The organism is Halorubrum aidingense JCM 13560, assembly GCF_000336995.1.
In the GTDB taxonomy this organism is placed as follows: domain Archaea; phylum Halobacteriota; class Halobacteria; order Halobacteriales; family Haloferacaceae; genus Halorubrum; species Halorubrum aidingense.
Genome location: NZ_AOJI01000017.1, coordinates 394,929 through 412,225 on the forward strand (window position 1 = coordinate 394,929; position 17,297 = coordinate 412,225).

The window sequence follows — 17,297 nt, forward strand, 5'->3', positions numbered from 1 at the left end:
GGGCGTCGGCCATTTATAAACTCACGTTGTCGGCGACGAGTCGCACCTCGTCGCCGGGGTAGAGACCGAACACGCCGTCGCCGCGCCCGTCGTTCACGTCGCACTCGACGTAGCCGTGGCTCCCGACGGTGACGAGCTGGTCGCCCTGTTCGACGTCGCCGAACGTCTCGGCGACGGGCGTGAGGTCGCCGTTGACTCGGATCCAGTCGCGCCCGCGGATCAGGTCGCCCGGGACGTTCGTCACGACGTTGCCGAACCGGTCGACGACGAGCACCTCGCCGTCGACGGCCACGGGATCCCCGTCGGCGTCGCGTTCGACGACGGGGTCGGGGAGCACGAGGTCGACGGGGTCGGTCGCAGGCGAGAGGTCGTCCATCGCCGCGAGCGCGTCGGCCACCTCCACGGGCGTCGACGCGGCCGGCCCGCCGTCGAGCGACGCGCGGATCCGAGCCGCGACCGGCGCGAACACGTCGCGACCGTGGAACGTCGCGCTCGCCGGTTCGTCGACGTCGACGACGAACACCTCCACGTCGGGCGGGGCGGCGCCATCGGACGACTCCTCCGCGTCAGGCGACCCTTCCGCGTCGGCCAGCGCCCGGGCGGGCGGCAGCGCGAGGCCGTTGTCGGGAGCGACGAGCACGTGCGAGCCGGCGCGGACGACGAGCGCGTCGCGGTCCGTGCCGACGCCGGGGTCGACGACGGCGCAGTGGACGGCGGGCGGGAACTCGGGGAGAACGAACCGGAGCCAGAAGGCGGCCGCGCGCGGATCGCCGCGCGGCAGGTCGTGTGCGATATCGACGATCTCGGCGTCGGTGTGTCGACGGACGACGCCCTTCATCGCGGCGGGGTACGGGGAGCCGAAGTCGGACGCGAGCGTGATCATGGCTCCACTCGATCCGGCGTCCGCTTAAAAACAGTGAGCCGCGACGGCGGTCCGGGCGGACTGGGCGCCCGTCGGCGACTCGGGGTCTATTGTCGACTCGGGGTCCTCGACGCCTAGGCGTCCATCGGCGACTTGCCGTTGGTGTCGGTCTCGGCGATTCGGCGGATGCGCTCGACGCCGTCGACCTCCTCGATGACGCGGACCACGGTCTCGGGGACGAGCTCTTCCCAGTTGTGGCCGTGGATCATGCGCTCGCGGAGCTCCGTCCCTTCGAGCACGTCGCGGCGGAACATCGGTGAGCCCTGCACCTCGACGCCGGCCTCCTCGAAGAGTCGGACGACGAGCGGGTTGTTCGAGTACGCCACGTCGAATCGCGGCGTCATGCTCTGAACGTGGCTCACCCAGACGGAGTTGCGATCGAGGTCTTCGATCGGGACGACGTACGTGGTGACGTCGAGATCCTCGACGGCCTTCGTCACCATCATCACGCGCTCGCCGGCCGTAAACGGGTTCCGAGTGGTGTGTGAGTCGCCGGCGGAGCCGATCCCTAAGACCAGCTCGTCGACCTCCGCCGCGATCTCTTCGACCATGTGTCGGTGGCCGTCGTGAAACGGCTGGTACCGCCCGATGTAGAACCCGCGCATGGATCCACGTAGCGAGAGCCTCGTTTATAAACCCCGTGGGAACCCCTGTCCGCCGATTTCGAGCGGTATGGGCCCGCAGTCTCGCGTTTATTGAATACCCTAACGAACGGCCGCGGGGAGAAAGTATATCAGTAGCCGACCCTTCCTTTTTCATAGCGATACCCGATTCTATGAGTAACGAAAAGGACGCGAACGACCCGCCAACCGAGGACGCCGAGCGACCGGACGAGACCGGCGCCGGAGCCTCGGATCCGGCGGGGAACGGCGAGGACGCCCCCGCGCAGGACGACCGCGAGAGCGGTTCGTCCGACCCATCCGCCGACGGCGACACGGACGCGGATGCGGAGTGGGACGACGGGGTCGTCATCGACGACGCCCCCGACCCGGACGACGCCGGGACGAATACCGGAGAAGCGAACGGCGTCACCCCCGAGGGTGTCTCCGAACCGATAGACGAAGGCGGTATCGACGACCTCGGCAGCACGGTCGAAGTCGAGGGCGCCGAGATCGACGAGGACCCCGACGAGGACGACCTCCTCGGCGGCCTCAAGATCGACACGACCGCCGAGCTCGAGATCCCCGACCGCCTCGTCGATCAGGTGATCGGCCAAGAGCACGCCCGCGACGTGATCATCAAGGCGGCCAAACAGCGCCGCCACGTCATGATGATCGGCTCGCCGGGGACGGGGAAGTCGATGCTGGCGAAGGCGATGTCCGAGCTCCTCCCGAAAGAGGAGCTACAGGACGTCTTGGTCTATCACAACCCGGAAGACGGTAACAAGCCGAAGGTCCGGACGGTACCCGCCGGGAAGGGCGACCAGATCGTCGACGCCCACCGCGAAGAGGCGCGCAAGCGCAACCAGATGCGGTCGCTGTTGATGTGGATCATCATCGCCGTCGTGTTGGGCTACGCGCTCATCATCGTCGGCCAGATCCTCGTCGGCATCATCGCGGCCGGGGTCGTCTACCTCGTCTTCCGCTACCTGAACCGCGGGTCGGACGCGATGATCCCGAACCTGCTCGTGAACAACGGCGACACGAAGACCGCGCCGTTCCGCGACGCGACCGGCGCACACGCCGGCGCGCTGCTCGGCGACGTTCGTCACGACCCGTTCCAGTCCGGCGGGATGGAGACGCCCAGCCACGACCGCGTCGAGGCGGGCGCCATCCACAAAGCGAACAAGGGCGTGCTGTTCATCGACGAAATCAACACGCTCGACATCCGCTCTCAACAGCACCTCATGACGGCGATCCAGGAGGGCGAGTTCGCGATCACGGGCCAGTCCGAGCGCTCCTCGGGCGCGATGGTCCAGACCGAGCCCGTCCCCACCGACTTCGTCATGATCGCGGCGGGGAACCTGGACGCGATGGAGAACATGCACCCGGCGCTTCGGAGCCGTATCAAGGGGTACGGGTACGAGGTGTACATGGAGGACACCATCGAGGACACCCCGGAGATGCGCCGGAAGTACGTCCGGTTCATCGCCCAGGAGGTCGCGAAGGACGGCCGGCTGCCGGAGTTCTCGGCCGACGCCATCGAGGAGGTCATCCTCGAGGCCAAGCGCCGCTCCGGCCGGAAGGGTCACCTCACCCTCCTGTTCCGGAACCTCGGCGGGCTCGTGCGGGTCGCCGGCGACATCGCCCGCGGCGAGAACGCCGAGTTGACCACCCGCGAGCACGTGCTGTCCGCGAAGGGGCGCTCGCGCTCCATCGAACAGCAGCTCGCCGACGACTTCATCGAGCGCCGGAAGGACTACGAGCTGCAGGTCTCCGAAGGGTACGTCGTCGGCCGCGTCAACGGTCTCGCCGTGATGGGCGAGGACTCCGGGATCATGCTCCCGGTGATGGCCGAGGTCGCGCCCTCGCAGGGGCCGGGCGAGGTCATCGCCACCGGGCAGCTGAAGGAGATGGCTCAAGAGTCGGTCTCGAACGTCTCCGCGATCATCAAGAAGTTCTCTGACGAGAACATCTCGGAGATGGACATCCACATCCAGTTCGTGCAGGCGGGCCAGCAGGGCGTCGACGGCGACTCCGCGTCCATCACGGTCGCGACCGCCGTCATAAGTGCGTTAGAGGACGTCGGCGTCGACCAGAGCCTCGCGATGACGGGCTCGCTGTCGGTGCGCGGCGACGTGCTCCCCGTCGGCGGCGTGACCCACAAGATCGAGGCGGCCGCGAAGGCCGGCTGCACTCGGGTCATCATTCCGCAGGCCAATGAGCAGGACGTGATGATCGAAGACGAGTACAAGGAGATGATCGAGATCATCCCCGTGAGCCACATCAGCGAGGTCCTCGACATCGCCCTGGAGGGCGAAGCCGAGAAGGACTCGCTCGTCGCCCGGCTCAAGTCGATCACCGGCTCGGCGCTCAAGGAAGGGAGCGTCTCCGGTCCCTCCAGTCCGAGCCCGCAGTAGGCCGGACCACCCGGCCGTATCTGTTCTGAACCGATCGCGTCCGTTTTCGAAGTGTTCCACTGCGCCGGCCCCTTTTTGTGAGGGCGGCGCCAACACGCACCGATGATGAGCGGGAAACCGACCGTCGGCGAGTACATGACCCGCGACGTCGAGACCGTCAGTCCCGACGACACGGTCAGAGCGGTGTCGGAACGCATGGTCGAGAGCGACGGCCACAACGGGTTTCCCGTCACGCAGGGGCGCCGCGTCGAGGGGTTCGTCTCGGCGGGCGACCTGCTGCTCGCCGACGACGACGCGCCCGTCTTCACGGTGATGTCCACCGACCTCATCGTCGCGCACCCCGACATGAAGGTGACCGACGCCGCACGCGTCATCCTCCGGTCCGGGATCCAGCGGCTCCCGGTTGTCGACGACGCGGACAACCTCGTGGGGATCATCTCGAACACCGACGTCGTCCGGTCGCAGATCGAGCGCGCGACGCCGAGCAAGGTCGGCAAGCTGATGCGGACCCTCGAACAGATCCACGGCGTCTCGCTCACCGAGGAGCGCCGCGAGGTGCGGCTCACCGACCTCACGCCGACGCAAGCGCGGGTGTACGCCGACGAGCTAGAGGGGAGACAGTACGAGTTAGAGCGCGGGCTCGCGGAGCCGCTCGTCGTCATCGACAACGGCGGCACGCTCCATCTCGCCGACGGTCACCACCGCGTCATGGCCGCTCACGAGTCGGGGATCGAGACGATGGACGCGTACGTGATCGTTCCGAACACGCCCGTCGACCTCGGGATGGCCAAGACCGCCGAGAAAGAAGGCCTCCACGACATCACCGATATCGAGATCGTCGACTACGCGCGTCACCCGCTCGTGGAGACGACGAAGCGACTACAGTAAGCGTTCCCAGACTGCGCGACGGGCCGGGCGGCTAGCGTCCCGTCGGCGGCGGCACAATGTGGCTCGAACCACCGTCGAGCCTCGCCGACGATAGCCCAACACTTCCGTCCCCGCATCGACGACAGATTTTTGTGAGTTCACAGAGAAGTAACAGGTATGAAAGCACGCATCAAGAACGCGATGTCCCGAGCGAAGTGCGCCGCGATCGGCGCGGCCGTCGGCGCCGCAGTCGGCGGATTGATCAGCCGGAACGCCGCGAGTACCGGCGGCGCGCTGGGCGGGCTCGCCGGTGCGACGATCGCCGAGGTGCGAAACAGCCCCGACGGCGTCTTCGCCGCCCTCCGCTCCGGCGACAAGGGAACGGACGGCGAGGACGACGAGGCCGGCGACGCGACGGCCGCCGAGTAGCTCGCCCGGGAGGGCACCGCGCCCACGTCGCGGCCGTTTCGGGAACGCCTATACCACCAGACCGAGTAGCGCTCGCTAATGACCGACACCGACGCCGATGCGGCCCCGGACGCGGGCTGGTTCGTCGGCCTCCCCGCAGCGGGCGACGGCGACAGTGCCCGGACCCGCGAGCGGATCGCGACCGGCTCGGCCGACGAGCCGCGCGACTGGCCCCGGCTCGCCGTCGACGCCGGCTTCGCCGAGACGACCGACGACTACTACGACCGACTCCACGACGCGGCGCTCGACGCGACCCGCGAGACGGTCCGGGAGCGCGAGCGCGCCGACGACCAACAGCTCGTCCACGCGGTGCGGGCGATGGACGACTGCGAGCGCACCGCCAACGAATTGGCCGAGCGCGCGGCCGAGTGGGCGGGGAGCCTCTTCGACGACGCCGAGCCGGGGATCGACGGCGCCCGTGCTGTGGCCGAACGAGAGCCCGAGGGCGAACTCGAACGACGAGCCGTGTCGCTCGCGGCGCGCGTCGCCGACCTCGCCGACGAGCGCGACGCGCTCGCCGAGACGATCGATCGACTGGCCCCCGCGGTCGCGCCGAACCTCGCGGAGATGGCCGGCCCGGAGTTGGCGGCGAGGCTGATCGCGCTGGCCGGTGGGTTGGAGTCGCTCGCGAAGAAGCCCTCGGGAACGGTGCAGGTGCTCGGCGCGGAGGACGCGCTGTTCGCGCACCTCTCCGGGCGCGCCCCGTCGCCGAAACACGGGATCATCTACACCCACGACTACGTCCGGAACACCCGTCCCGAGGACCGCGGGTCGGCCTCGCGGGCGCTCGCTGGCAAGCTGACGCTCGCGGCTCGCGTGGACCACTACTCGGGCGAGCGCCGGGCACCCCTCCACGACGAACTCCGCGAGCGGATGGCGACGATCCGGGCGCGCGCAGAGCCGGACCGCGATTCGGACACCGACGCGGAGGGCGACGATGAGTGACCCCGCCCTCCCCGACGGCGTCGAGCGCCGCGAGATAGGCGGCGAGACGCGGCTGGCGACGCGCGGGCCCGCGGTGTACGGCGAGCCGACGGCCGACGGGTGGCGCGCGTGGGACCCGGAGCGCTCGAAGCTCGGCGGGATGTTCGAACTCGGAGTCGACACCGGCTTCGCGGGCGGCGAGACGGTGTTGTACCTCGGCGCCGCGAGCGGGACGACGGTCAGTCACGTCGCCGACTTCGCCGGTCCGACCTACGCGGTGGAGTTCGCGCCGCGACCCGCCCGTGACCTCGTCGACGCCGCGGAGCCGCGTGATCGGCTCTTTCCCCTTTTAAAGGACGCGCGCAAGCCGCGGAGCTACGCGCACGTCGTCGAGTCCGGCGTCGACGCCATTGTCCAAGACGTCGCCACCCGCGGACAGGCCGAGGTGGCGGTCCGGAACCGACAGTTCCTCGCCGACGACGGGCGACTGGTGCTCGCGATCAAAGCGCGCAGCGAGGACGTGACCGCGGCCCCCGCGGACGTGTTCGAGCGCGCGCTCGACCGGCTGCGCGAGACCTACGAGATTCTGGAGACCCAGCGGCTGGACCGGTACCACGAGGACCACCTCGGCGTCGTCGCGACGCCGCGGTAGCGGGGTAGTCGGGTCCGCGGGCCCGACAGACCCGCAGGCCCGACAGACCGACAGGCCCGACAGACCCACAGGCCCGACAGATCACGGATCCACGGACCCGAAGTCTGCAACCGTTCTCAGACGTCGAGCAGCTCCGCGAGGTCGAAGAACGTCTCGACGGTGGCGTCCGGCGTCGTCCCGAACGGCTCCCACGGTGTCGCCTTGCGGTCGACCCACGCGGCCTGCATCCCGGCGTGTTGTGCGCCCATCACGTCGAACCAGCCGGCCGTCACGTGGACGATCTCGTCGATCGGCGTCCCCGTCCGGGCGGCGGCGTGCCGGTAGATCTCGGCGGCCGGTTTGAACGTCTGCACCTCGTCGGCGCTGATCGCGTCCTCGATGCAGTCGCCGATGTCGGCGTGGTCGATCATCGAGTCGAGCATCTCCGGGTTCCCGTTCGAGACCACGTAGCAGTCGTAGCCGCCGTCGCGCAGGCGCTCGATCCCCTCGCGGACGTCGTCGAACACGTCGAGTTCGTGGTAGACGGCGAGGATCGCGTCCCGCTCCGCCGGGTCGAGGTCGATCCCGTGTGCGTCCAGAGCGTACTGGAGCGCGTCGCGGTTCATTTCGTAAAAGGGCTGGTAGGCGTCGATCGCGTTCGCGACGAACGTGTACTCGAGCGAGCGCGCCCGCCAGAGCTTCGAGACCGGCTCCGGGTCGTCGACCCGCTCCGCGAGCGCGCGCTCGGCGGCGTCCACGTCCACGAGCGTGCTGTACGAGTCGAACGTCACCGTCGAGACCCGGTCGGCGTCGAGCGTCATGTCCGGGGCGAGGGGCGGCACCGTGATAAGACTCCGGCGGCTGCCCGGGGCAGTCACCACACGGTGGCCTGTGTCACCACGTGGGCGGCGAGAAGCCGGCGTCTTCGAGGATGGGCTTCCAGCGCTTCTGGACGGAGAGCCGGGAGACGTCCATCGCGTCGGCGACGGCGGACTGCGACCGCTCTTGGCCGCGGATCAGCGCGGCGGCGTAGAGGCTCGCGGCGGCGGTGACGCGTTTCCCCTGCTCGGCGTCGGGGACACGCGACAAAAACAGGTCCGTCGCCGTCGAGAGCGCCTCCTCGTCGAGGTCGAGCGCCGCGCACGCGTCGTCGAGCCGGTCGATCCACGCGGCGTTGTCGACGCGATCGCTCGCTCGATACATACCCCGCCGTAGCACACTCCGGTATATAAACTCCGCGCGGCCGCGGGGCTCAAGTCCGCGCCGTCCGTATCGCGGGTATGCCGACGCAAGCGTGGACCGAGACACGCGTTCGCGCGCTCCACGACGATCTGGTGTCGCTGTACGAGCCGGTGGACCGCGTCGCCGAGCACGGCGCGGACCCGACGGCGGAGCCCGGCGAGGGCGTCCGCCAACTCGTGACGACGATCCTCTCACAGAACGTCGCCGACGCGAACACGAGCCGTGCGGCCGCCGCGCTGTTCGACCGGTACGACGACTTCGCGGCGATCGAGGCGGCCGACCACGACGAGCTGGCCGAGACGATCCGGGTCGCCGGGCTGGCGGACCAGAAGGCCGCCCGGATCCAGCGGGCGCTGGCCGCGATCCGCGAGGAGACTGGCGGGGCGTACTCGCTGGCGTTCCTCGACGCGATGGCGACGGACGCGGCCAAAGCGTGGCTGACCGACATCAAGGGCGTCGGGCCGAAGACCGCCAGCGTCGTGTTGAACTTCCACTTCGGGAAGCCCACGATGGCCGTCGACACCCACGTCGAGCGCGTCTCGAAGCGGTTTGGGTTGGTGCCGGCGTCGGCGTCGAACCAGGCCGCACACAACCGGCTCGACGAGATCGTCCCCGACGAGTTGATCTACCCGTTACACGTGCTCCTGATCAGGCACGGCCGCGAGCACTGCTCGGCGCGCGGCGCCGACTGCGACAACCCGGTGTGTGCGACGTACTGCGACTGCGAGTACTGCTGATAAACGCGCGTCGCCGTCGGCGGTCCGTTAGGTTCTTGACTCGGTTGCGTCTACCCCCAGTCGCGCGCGGGTTGCCGAGCCAGGCCAAAGGCGTAGCGCTTAGGACGCTATCCCGTAGGGGTCCGCCGGTTCAAATCCGGTCCCGCGCACTACGATCGCGCTCACGTCCTGTGGTTTTGCTTGCGCACACAGTCATGACCGCCAAGCAAAACGAACGCTACTCGATTCAAATCGACGACGGACGCAGCATCAATTTGGTTCCATCAGCGAACCACGAACACCTCAACGAAAAGCAACTGGTCGATTATGTTGAGCACCGCCGAAGATTCATCGAATGGCTCCGAGAGCAGGGCAAACACCCCAAGAAACGCGAAGGATATAGCGATTATACGGTGTACGAAACAGCGTACAAGACCGCGCGGTTCGACCGGTGGGTGTGGGGTGAAGAGGGTCGATATACAATCCCGCCGACACCGGAGCACGCTGAGAATTACATCGACGACGTCGTCGTTTTCCGAGAGATTTCGAACTCCACGAAGGGGAAGACAGAGGAAGCCCTCATGCGATATATGAGGTGGGTGGCGAACACGTCACACACGGAGCAGTGGGACCATCAGCAGCTTTTCCGTTCAGGAGGGGACGATGCTCCGAGGGATTATCTGACCCGGCGAGAGCGACGCCTAGTGCGCGAGCAGGCGCTAGAGTCAGACGACGACGGGTGGAAAGTAGCAGCGATCGTGTGTGTAAGCCTCGATGCGGCCCTCCGACCCGTGGAAGTCGCGCGCGCCACGACTGAGTGGTGCGATGTTGTCAACCAGATGTTGAGGATACCAAAGGAAGACTCATCGAAGAACGAAGACAATTGGAGGGTTAGTCTCACAGGTCGGACGGCGACGGTACTCAAGCACTGGCTAGAGGAGCGAAAAACGATCGAGAAATACGAGGGACGCGACGAACTCTGGTTGACGCGGCAGGCGACACCGTACGACAGTCGGTCTCTCGCGCGGTTGTTGCGAAAGCTATGCGACGACGCCGGTATCGATTCAGGTGGGCGAAAATTGACATGGTATAGCATAAGACACAGTACAGGCACCTATGTAACTGCAGAGAGAGACCTCAAAGCGGCGAAAGACCAGCTCCGGCACAAGAGCGCAAAAACGACGATGAAATACGATCAGGTCCCGGTAGAGGACCGCAGACGGGCGCTCCGAGATATCTAAAATGTAGTCCGACGTCAGGGAGGGGATTCCGGAAACACCCCCTGTAAGATCCTGAATATCGAGTGTGTATTTCCGCTGTAAAGTTCCGGACACCCCCTCTAAAATTTGTAGTTGTCGTTGCACACCCACGGGCGGTGACCGCGCCCCGGCGGTCAAGCCCACCCGAGGCGACTGATACTTTCTCCCCAGCTAAATGCTGTTACACCAAGGGTCATCTTTGGACGAGATCACGAGTAAATACCCGCGGAAATACCCCGGATTACGCGTTGAGACGCCACGAAAAAGTTTTTCGAGCGCGGTCGTACCGTGCGTGCCGATCGGGGTTACGACGCACCAGTAACCACGCACACGAGGAACACGACGTGTAATTACGTGACAGGTATTTCCGAGCACTCCGGCGAGCATCAAGTACAATGGGAACGACAATCCTCGCACGAGGCACCACCCCCACAGACCGCGACCGCAGCATCGACACGATCTGTACACTCCTGGACAACAACCCGGCAGGCCCAGACGCAGACACACTGCGCACCCTGCACGAATTCACCGAGGAGCGAGCATCGACCGTCGCCGAAGACGCCGACACCGGTACACGCCTGTACGTACGCACGAGCGACGCGACCACGCGAGACAGGCAAGGCCCAAACGACCCAGCACGCGCAGCAATGCGTAGAGCTGCAGACGACACCGTGGACGGGCACGTCCCAGCGCTCATCATCGACAGCCTCGCACGCATCGACACTGACGCGATCGCGTCACTCGTCGCAGACCACGACGTCGCAGTGATCGACGCGCACCATAGACTCACGATACATGTAAAGCCTGGACGCGAGTCTTTCCCGCCGGCACTCAAACGCGCGTTAGACGTGATGACAGGCACCGCCGAGCACGCCGACGCGCTGTTAGCCGGGATCGAATGGGGCGGCGGGCGACCACCCTTAGGATGCACGTCGAATGGCGGGCGACTCGCACCAGACGACGATTACGACGCCGTGTGCTGGACACTACAGCAAGTCGCCGACGACCGTATGAGCAAAACAGACGCCGCCGAAGACCTCGATTGTACCAGGAAAACGATCGACAACGCGCTCGAACGACGTGAACTGTACCGGATCGAGTGACAACCGTGGTGGCGGGCGCGGCGATGTTGTCAATCCACGCCGACAAGCACCGACACGGGCACCCGCACCCGCACCAGCGCGACTGCCGACCGAGTGTCCAAGGGGGGTCTCAAACCCTTGGACGGCCTTAGCGGAAGGGAGCGGCGTTGTACCGATTGATTATGAGGGGTGTCCAAGCTGTCCAAGGGTTAGCCGCTCATTCTATTACTATACCCCCAAAAACTACCTAATTACTTTATTACTACTACCTTTACACCTAACAGAAGTTTTCAGCATTTCTTAGCTCTATTACAGCAAAACCATTGGACGCTTGGACGCCCCCTGTAAACTGTACGTAGAAGCTTCGAAACGTACTGTAAGGCCGTCCAGGGGTTGAGAGGGGCCCTTGGACGGGGTGGACACCGACTGTCCGGGTGAGTGTATCGATCCAATCAGACTGTGCGCTCACCGCGGGAAGGGGTTCATCGATCCGAGGCGTGTGTGCGGGTGCGGTTGGCGGGGCCAGTGTGGTGGTTGTTGGGTGTGCGGCGCGGCGCGTCGCCTCCGGGGTGGGTGTGCCGATGAAATGTTTTCTCCAAAACACGGTTCCGGGGCGGTGTCTGACGCGCCGTGGTTTATATACTCCCCGGGTGCGTTTTGCTCGTGACACGAATCTGGTAGACAGATTCACAGTCTGTGTTAAAACCTTGGGTAAGATGCCCCATTCTAACGTTTTTCCTAGACACTTGAATCTGGTAGATGCTAAACAGATCTGATATTAAACCGAGATCAGGACAAGATTTTATACGTGACGGGGGGGTAGGATGAAGTAAGCACTCACGGGCAATCGTCCCTCGCAGAAAGCGTGTGGGCGACGCGCTGAGACGCGTCAGCCCGTGGGTGTGCTCCCACCCATGCGAACAAACGACGCAAATCCTGATAAAACGCCGGGCTTCACACGGAAGCCTGTCACAGTGGAATTGAACGGTCAAACAATCGACGCAGTACACCACTTCACCAGCGGGGACAATCGCCTGCTGCACTTGCACATCGACGAGCGTGCAGGCGGGATCGACGTGACAGTCCCGTTGTGCTCGGATAAGCCGGCGTACGCTCGCAGCGACCGCGGGCGGGAAGCGCTCGGCATCGGAACTGACGACCAGCAGCAAGAGCGTGAGCTCGTGGCGGACGGCGGACACGACGTCGAAGTAGGTGACGTCGTCACCGTACGTGACGAAGACCGATCCGCAGATCCGGGTCCGTGGAAGGTGAAGAACATCGACGCGGGCGGCGAGGCGCGACTGTGGTCCGCGTGGCAAAAGCCGCGGTACGAACCGGTCTCGGATCTGAATGTAGTTGAGAAAGCGGAAGACACGACACTCCCGCACAGCGTTCCGGACTGGCCGGGTGACGACGATGACGACGACGGTGAGAGGCTCGTGGCGGACGGCGGGAGCGACGTCCCGGCGTGCACGTGCGGTGCCGACCTCCTCGAAACCGCGGACCTCGAAACGGATCACTACCCTGTCGCCGGCGCTCGTGAACCGTGCCCTCGCGTGGAAGAGGGACCGGCAGCAACGTGCACGGCGTGCGGTGAGTCAGTCGGTGCGCTGTTCGGCATCTCAACGGTTGTAGCCATCTGGGAAGCGCGCGGCGAAGCGCCGTTCGGCACCGACGACGACGCCGACGATCCTGTCAACGACGGCGACTCGGGCGGTGAGCTCGTGACGGACGGCGGGAGCGATGCGCGTGACGATGAGGAGGTGCGTCTCGGTGACATCGTGACGGTGCGAGACGACGATGACGCAGGCGAGTGGTTAGTTAAGTCGATCCATGTGAGCGGGACGGCGGTTCTGGGTGCAGAGTGGGAGACCCCACGGTACGAGCACATCGAGGACTTGGAGGTAGTCGAAACCGCGTCGGACGCGGAGGTATCGCACGATGTTATGCCTGACTCACACGTCACGGTGAGAGACGACGATCGGCTAGACGACGCGCGGGAGATGTCCCGGGTGGCAGACTGGTACGATAAAAACGTGCACGTGTCACAGGACGGTCGCCTGGTAGAGATCGGATCGGGCCATCACTGGGGGACGACGCTGCGCTGGGACATGGACGCGGATACAGTTGAGATCGAGCGGTTCCACGCGATGCGAGATCCTGTAACAGTCGAAATCGACGTTGGAGGAGCGACAGGCATGGAAGGAGTTAGTAAACAGATCGGCGAGTTAGAGGTTGGTGATGAGTTGAGGAGTAACACGAGTCAAGAGGTGTACACGGTCGAGGACGTCGAGGATGCGACGCCGGGTAAAGCGTTAGTGAGCGACGATTACCGCGGGATTGAGAGAGAATACGCCCTCGAAAAACTGTGCTCGATGGAAGTGATTAACGGGGGTGACGAGTGATGGAGGGGGACGACGCGGACGATCCTGTCAACGACGACGCGGACGACGACGAGATCGAGTCGGCGGTGGACATGGACACGCTCCGTGACGGCATCGACGAGGGGCGTGAGGAAGTTGTGAATGATGACGGCGACGTCGTCGCGCGGGAACGCGGGTTAGACGCACTCACCGGGCATTCGGAAGGAACGTTCGAATGCGTAGTGTGCGGGGCGACGATTGATAGTGAGCACGGTGCGAAAATCCACTTCGGTCGGAAGCACCCGGACGGCGGTGACGACGCGGTCGTCACACCCGACGACGACGGTGACGAAGTCGATTGGAACGGGTTAGATATCGACACCAGCAACAGTGACGACGAGACCGCCGGCGACAGTGACGGTGATTGGGATGCAGTGCGTGACACGTACGCGGCCGCCTCAGTCGGGTCGTCACCGGCGACGAAAGCCGATGCGCGCGACGTCGCGGTGAAAGCGTTGGAAGACGAGACGGACTGGATGAGCATCATTGAGCGGTGCAACGAAACGACATACGACTTGTGGCACCTCACCGACGACGGGTGGGAAGACGACGGGTACAAGCACTGTGAAACGCGGCTACGCGCGGAGCTCGGGTCGGTGGCGACGGACACTGAGGTGCGGCACATCGTCGCGCAACTGGCGACGAAGAATTACGTTGAGCAGGAACGCACGAACGCGCGGCACCTCGATGACACGCTGATCCCAGTGTTGAACGGTGTCATCAACGTGGATGACATCGAGTACGACGCGGACACGCGCACGATCGACTGGGACACCGTGGAAGTGCAGGACATGGAACCGAACCGGCACCGGTTCTTGTACCGCGTGCAGACTGAGTGGGACCCGGGCTCGGCGGACGTTGAAGGGCTCGATGAGTGGCTCACCACGATCACGCGGACCGACGAGGCTCGGCGCATCATTTGGGAGTTTGGCGGGCACGCGTTGCACCCGCGGTACCCTGCGGACGCGTTCATGGTCGCGCTCGGTGACGGCGGGTCCGGGAAGTCGCAAGTCCTGGAGGTCATCAAGTCGGTGCTTGGCGGGGATAACGTCAGCGTGAAGACGATGCACGCGATTCAGACGGAGCGGTTCGCCGGGAAGGACGTCGTCGATTCGCGTGCGAACATCAACACTGAGTTGACCGGAAAGAAACTACAGAGCATCAACAAGCTGAAAACGTACACTGCGGGCGAAGAGGACTCCGTGGAGGGTAAAGGCACGGCGGCGTTCAAGTCGAAGAACGATGCGACGATGCTGTTCGCCAGTGACGACCCGCCGGCGATGCCGCAGGATAACCGGGCACTCGGTCGGCGGTTGTACCCGATCGAGTTCCCGTGTGCCTACGTGCAGAACCCGGACCCGGAGAATCCGTTCGAACTGCAGTACCGGTCGAAACTCGAAGTACAGGCGGAACTGCAGGCGGACGCGCGACTGAAAGCCGCGTTCATGCGTGCCGTGGAAGGGTTGAAACGGTTGATCGAAGAGGGTGACTTCACGTCGGAAAAATCGTGGCAGGAACGCGTTGCGCAGTACGAATCGTACGCGGACCCGATTAAGGACATGGCGCGGAACTGCTTGAAACCGGCCGACGGGTCGGCGATCGAGTCGGGGGACTTGGAACGAACGGCGAATGCGTTCTTCGATGCGAAGGGGCATGAGGGCCGTGACATGCAGCAGATAATGAGCGTTGTCGGGCAAATCCCGTCGCTCCCGGCATCGAAGCGCCGTACACGGTCGTTCACACCGGATGATGAGCGGCACACTGTGTACGATGGAATCGCGTTCACCGGCGATGCGAAAGAGCACTGGGTGCCATCGAGCGCGCACTGGGAGCACTACGGCGGTGACCCGAACGCCGACGCCGACGACGGTGACGAGTTCGACGGGAAGACGCTCAAGGAGATCCGCGCGGAAGGTGCGGGGCGGTACGACGCGACGAAGGTCACGGTCGCGTCGGTGGAAGATGAGCCCGCGCCTTGGTTGTATGACCAGGGAGTCGTCGTCGGTGAGGACGAATCCCTGCGGTACGAGGTGCAGTCCGGGATTTCGCTCGATGAGGGTGAGACGTACGTGCTCCGGGACGTCATCGTGGCGGAGGACGAGTCGGACGTGAAACTGCAGCTCATCGACGGGATGACTGACGTGTTCAGCATCGAGGATCGTGACGAGGAGCAGGATGCTGCGGTGGAAGACCCGGAGCGCGGCGATACCCCGGAGTACAGCGACGGCGACGACGATGAGTGTGGTGCTGAGGCGTTGGATAACGCGATCGTGCAGGCTGCACAGCGGCACGATTCGGTCCCTGCGATCGCGGGTCGGGTTGCTGGGAAAGTAGATGCGGATAGCTTAGAGACGATCAAGTCGCGCGTTGAGAAGCTCGCACGGCGAGGGGATATCCCCCTCGCCGGGATGACCCACATCGATGACGATGGCAACGACGGTGACGAAAGACCGCAGCACGTGAAGGTAAGTATCGTGATGAATATCATCGAATCGCGCGCGAATTCCGGGTCGGTGGCGGTTAGCGATATCGTGAATGCTGCCGGTGATCACGACATCAGTGAGTCGTTCGTGGAGCACTATATCGGGAAGTGGGAGAAGTCCGGCGACGTGTACGAATCTGGTGACGGTGGTCTCAAAGTGTCGGGGTCAGTGATCAGCGCTAATCCGATCAAGCTCACGGGGGGTGAGTGAGTATGGTGGGGCATCAAACGGCGATGAAACTGCGGTTCAACCACTCGTCGCTCGGTGACCTCCCGCCGCCCGGTGTGACGTGGCGGTGGGGGGACGTCGTCGGGACCGAGGACGGGAAAGTGGACCCGGTTGAGGCGCACGCCGCCCGGTCGCTCATTGAGAAGCGCGACGACGGTCGGTACGAAACCACGTCGTGGCTCGCCGAATACCTAGACGACCAGTACTCGATTACACTGACCGGCGAACCCGTGAAGACCGACGCGGCGCAACAGGCGCTCCCCGGTATCGACGCGGGATCCCGGGCGGTGCGGGCTGACGGGTCCGGGAGCACAGCCGCGACGACGTCGAACCCGGGTGCGGGTCGGCAAGTGTCGCTCACCGGCGAGAACGCGAGTGCTGCGGTCGCCGAGCTCCGCGCTGCGGAAGCGGTGCGAGTGAACGCGGCGAAGGCCGATCAGGATCGTGAGTCCCGCGCGGACGGTGCGAGGCGGGTGGCGGGGCAGGCGACGATCGCCACGTACGTCGATGCAGCGGTCGCCGGCGGTATTCGACGGTCGGCCGGTGACGTGTACGCGTCGCCGGTCCCGGAGTCGGTCGGTGCTCCCGTGCCGAGCGGTGCGTCGATCGCGTAACTGCCGGTCGCACCTCCTCTAAATTTGTAGTTGTGGTTCCCCCTGGCGTTTCAGGGGCTGTACTCTCCGACAACGCCAGGCAAATACTGAGGGAACGAAGTACGTACTGGGAGTTGAACAGGCGTACGTGCGTACGGGCGGGCATCGGTGCGAGCCGACGTCAATCCGGACGGGCGCGCTCACTGACTTGCGTACGGGTGTGCGCAGTTACGTACGTATGTACGTGTTCGTGTACGTACAGGCGTACACAGGAATGCTAGTAGCCATCGGCAGGGGTTTACCCGAGTGATCGGTGAGCATTGAATATGAGCTTAACCGACTCAGGAACGCCTGCAAAGCCCGTAGAGTACGACGAGGAATTGAGCGAGGTTCGATGCGCCCAGTGCGGCACTCCAGCCTCTAAGATGCAGGGACGCGCC

At 64.9% G+C, this 17,297-nt stretch carries 15 protein-coding genes and 1 tRNA gene; 12 read left to right on the forward strand and 4 right to left on the reverse strand.

Going from position 1 to position 17,297, the window contains the following annotated elements:
• Positions 1-13: 13 nt before the first annotated feature.
• Both C461_RS05160 and C461_RS05165 read right to left on the reverse strand, forming a co-directional pair.
• Positions 14-883, reverse strand: coding sequence for an SAM hydrolase/SAM-dependent halogenase family protein (locus C461_RS05160; RefSeq protein WP_007999241.1), 870 nt, complete (start codon positions 881-883; stop codon positions 14-16).
• A gap of 113 nt (positions 884-996) precedes the next feature.
• Positions 997-1,527 (reverse strand): nicotinamide-nucleotide adenylyltransferase, encoded by a 531-nt coding sequence (locus C461_RS05165; RefSeq protein ID WP_007999242.1) that lies wholly within the window; start codon positions 1,525-1,527, stop codon positions 997-999.
• Between the two features lie 170 nt (positions 1,528-1,697).
• Here C461_RS05165 and lonB point away from each other — a divergent pair, with 170 nt between their 5' ends.
• The 5 genes from lonB to C461_RS05190 all read left to right on the forward strand — a co-directional run bounded on the left by lonB (position 1,698) and on the right by C461_RS05190 (position 6,852).
• Positions 1,698-3,941: an ATP-dependent protease LonB gene (lonB, locus tag C461_RS05170; RefSeq protein ID WP_007999244.1), complete on the forward strand. Its 2,244-nt coding sequence runs from the start codon at positions 1,698-1,700 to the stop codon at positions 3,939-3,941.
• Positions 3,942-4,046: 105 nt separating this feature from the next.
• Positions 4,047-4,829 carry a CBS domain-containing protein gene (locus tag C461_RS05175; RefSeq protein ID WP_007999246.1) on the forward strand — a complete coding sequence of 261 codons (783 nt, stop codon included), beginning with the start codon at positions 4,047-4,049 and terminating at the stop codon, positions 4,827-4,829.
• A gap of 156 nt (positions 4,830-4,985) precedes the next feature.
• Positions 4,986-5,237: a hypothetical protein gene (locus C461_RS05180; RefSeq protein ID WP_007999247.1), complete on the forward strand. Its 252-nt coding sequence runs from the start codon at positions 4,986-4,988 to the stop codon at positions 5,235-5,237.
• Positions 5,238-5,315: 78 nt separating this feature from the next.
• Positions 5,316-6,221: an NOP5/NOP56 family protein gene (locus C461_RS05185; RefSeq protein WP_007999249.1), complete on the forward strand. Its 906-nt coding sequence runs from the start codon at positions 5,316-5,318 to the stop codon at positions 6,219-6,221.
• A complete protein-coding gene (locus C461_RS05190; RefSeq protein WP_007999250.1) occupies positions 6,214-6,852 on the forward strand; it encodes a fibrillarin-like rRNA/tRNA 2'-O-methyltransferase in 639 nt (212 codons plus the stop codon). Before C461_RS05185 ends, C461_RS05190 begins: the two co-directional genes overlap by 8 nt.
• 116 nt (positions 6,853-6,968) lie before the next feature.
• Here C461_RS05190 and C461_RS05195 read toward each other — a convergent pair whose 3' ends face one another.
• Positions 6,969-7,652: a haloacid dehalogenase type II gene (locus tag C461_RS05195; protein WP_007999253.1), complete on the reverse strand. Its 684-nt coding sequence runs from the start codon at positions 7,650-7,652 to the stop codon at positions 6,969-6,971.
• 73 nt (positions 7,653-7,725) lie between these two features.
• Positions 7,726-8,034: a hypothetical protein gene (locus tag C461_RS05200; RefSeq protein ID WP_007999254.1), complete on the reverse strand. Its 309-nt coding sequence runs from the start codon at positions 8,032-8,034 to the stop codon at positions 7,726-7,728.
• Between the two features lie 77 nt (positions 8,035-8,111).
• Between C461_RS05200 and C461_RS05205 the strand changes: the two genes are divergently transcribed.
• The 7 genes from C461_RS05205 (at position 8,112) to C461_RS05235 (ending at position 16,878) form a co-directional block, all read left to right on the forward strand.
• A complete protein-coding gene (locus tag C461_RS05205) occupies positions 8,112-8,810 on the forward strand; it encodes an endonuclease III domain-containing protein (protein ID WP_007999255.1) in 699 nt (232 codons plus the stop codon).
• Between the two features lie 64 nt (positions 8,811-8,874).
• A tRNA-Leu gene (locus C461_RS05210) sits at positions 8,875-8,959 on the forward strand.
• Positions 8,960-9,004: 45 nt separating this feature from the next.
• Positions 9,005-10,030, forward strand: a complete 1,026-nt coding sequence (locus tag C461_RS05215) for a tyrosine-type recombinase/integrase (protein WP_049906313.1) — start codon at positions 9,005-9,007, stop codon at positions 10,028-10,030.
• A gap of 413 nt (positions 10,031-10,443) precedes the next feature.
• Positions 10,444-11,151, forward strand: coding sequence for a hypothetical protein (locus tag C461_RS05220; RefSeq protein ID WP_049906314.1), 708 nt, complete (start codon positions 10,444-10,446; stop codon positions 11,149-11,151).
• 893 nt (positions 11,152-12,044) lie between these two features.
• On the forward strand, positions 12,045-13,535 hold the full coding sequence (locus tag C461_RS05225) for a hypothetical protein (protein ID WP_152418333.1): 1,491 nt from the start codon (positions 12,045-12,047) through the stop codon (positions 13,533-13,535).
• On the forward strand, positions 13,535-16,246 hold the full coding sequence (locus C461_RS05230; RefSeq protein ID WP_007999262.1) for a DUF5906 domain-containing protein: 2,712 nt from the start codon (positions 13,535-13,537) through the stop codon (positions 16,244-16,246). Before C461_RS05225 ends, C461_RS05230 begins: the two co-directional genes overlap by 1 nt.
• A 2-nt stretch (positions 16,247-16,248) precedes the next feature.
• Positions 16,249-16,878 carry a hypothetical protein gene (locus tag C461_RS05235; protein ID WP_049906316.1) on the forward strand — a complete coding sequence of 210 codons (630 nt, stop codon included), beginning with the start codon at positions 16,249-16,251 and terminating at the stop codon, positions 16,876-16,878.
• Positions 16,879-17,297: the final 419 nt, after the last annotated feature.

Excerpts from the sequence above, each read along its gene's own strand:
- C461_RS05205 (WP_007999255.1), top strand. The coding sequence starts at position 8,112 with ATGCCGACGCAAGCGTGGACCGAGACACGCGTTCGCGCGCTCCACGAC.
- C461_RS05220 (WP_049906314.1), top strand. The coding sequence starts at position 10,444 with ATGGGAACGACAATCCTCGCACGAGGCACCACCCCCACAGACCGCGAC.
- C461_RS05175 (WP_007999246.1), top strand. The coding sequence starts at position 4,047 with ATGAGCGGGAAACCGACCGTCGGCGAGTACATGACCCGCGACGTCGAG.
- C461_RS05180 (WP_007999247.1), top strand. The coding sequence starts at position 4,986 with ATGAAAGCACGCATCAAGAACGCGATGTCCCGAGCGAAGTGCGCCGCG.
- C461_RS05225 (WP_152418333.1), top strand. The coding sequence starts at position 12,045 with ATGCGAACAAACGACGCAAATCCTGATAAAACGCCGGGCTTCACACGG.
- C461_RS05190 (WP_007999250.1), top strand. The coding sequence starts at position 6,214 with ATGAGTGACCCCGCCCTCCCCGACGGCGTCGAGCGCCGCGAGATAGGC.
- C461_RS05160 (WP_007999241.1), bottom strand. The coding sequence starts at position 883 with ATGATCACGCTCGCGTCCGACTTCGGCTCCCCGTACCCCGCCGCGATG.
- C461_RS05200 (WP_007999254.1), bottom strand. The coding sequence starts at position 8,034 with ATGTATCGAGCGAGCGATCGCGTCGACAACGCCGCGTGGATCGACCGG.
- C461_RS05185 (WP_007999249.1), top strand. The coding sequence starts at position 5,316 with ATGACCGACACCGACGCCGATGCGGCCCCGGACGCGGGCTGGTTCGTC.
- C461_RS05215 (WP_049906313.1), top strand. The coding sequence starts at position 9,005 with ATGACCGCCAAGCAAAACGAACGCTACTCGATTCAAATCGACGACGGA.
- lonB (WP_007999244.1), top strand. The coding sequence starts at position 1,698 with ATGAGTAACGAAAAGGACGCGAACGACCCGCCAACCGAGGACGCCGAG.
- C461_RS05230 (WP_007999262.1), top strand. The coding sequence starts at position 13,535 with ATGGAGGGGGACGACGCGGACGATCCTGTCAACGACGACGCGGACGAC.
- C461_RS05235 (WP_049906316.1), top strand. The coding sequence starts at position 16,249 with ATGGTGGGGCATCAAACGGCGATGAAACTGCGGTTCAACCACTCGTCG.
- C461_RS05165 (WP_007999242.1), bottom strand. The coding sequence starts at position 1,527 with ATGCGCGGGTTCTACATCGGGCGGTACCAGCCGTTTCACGACGGCCAC.
- C461_RS05195 (WP_007999253.1), bottom strand. The coding sequence starts at position 7,652 with ATGACGCTCGACGCCGACCGGGTCTCGACGGTGACGTTCGACTCGTAC.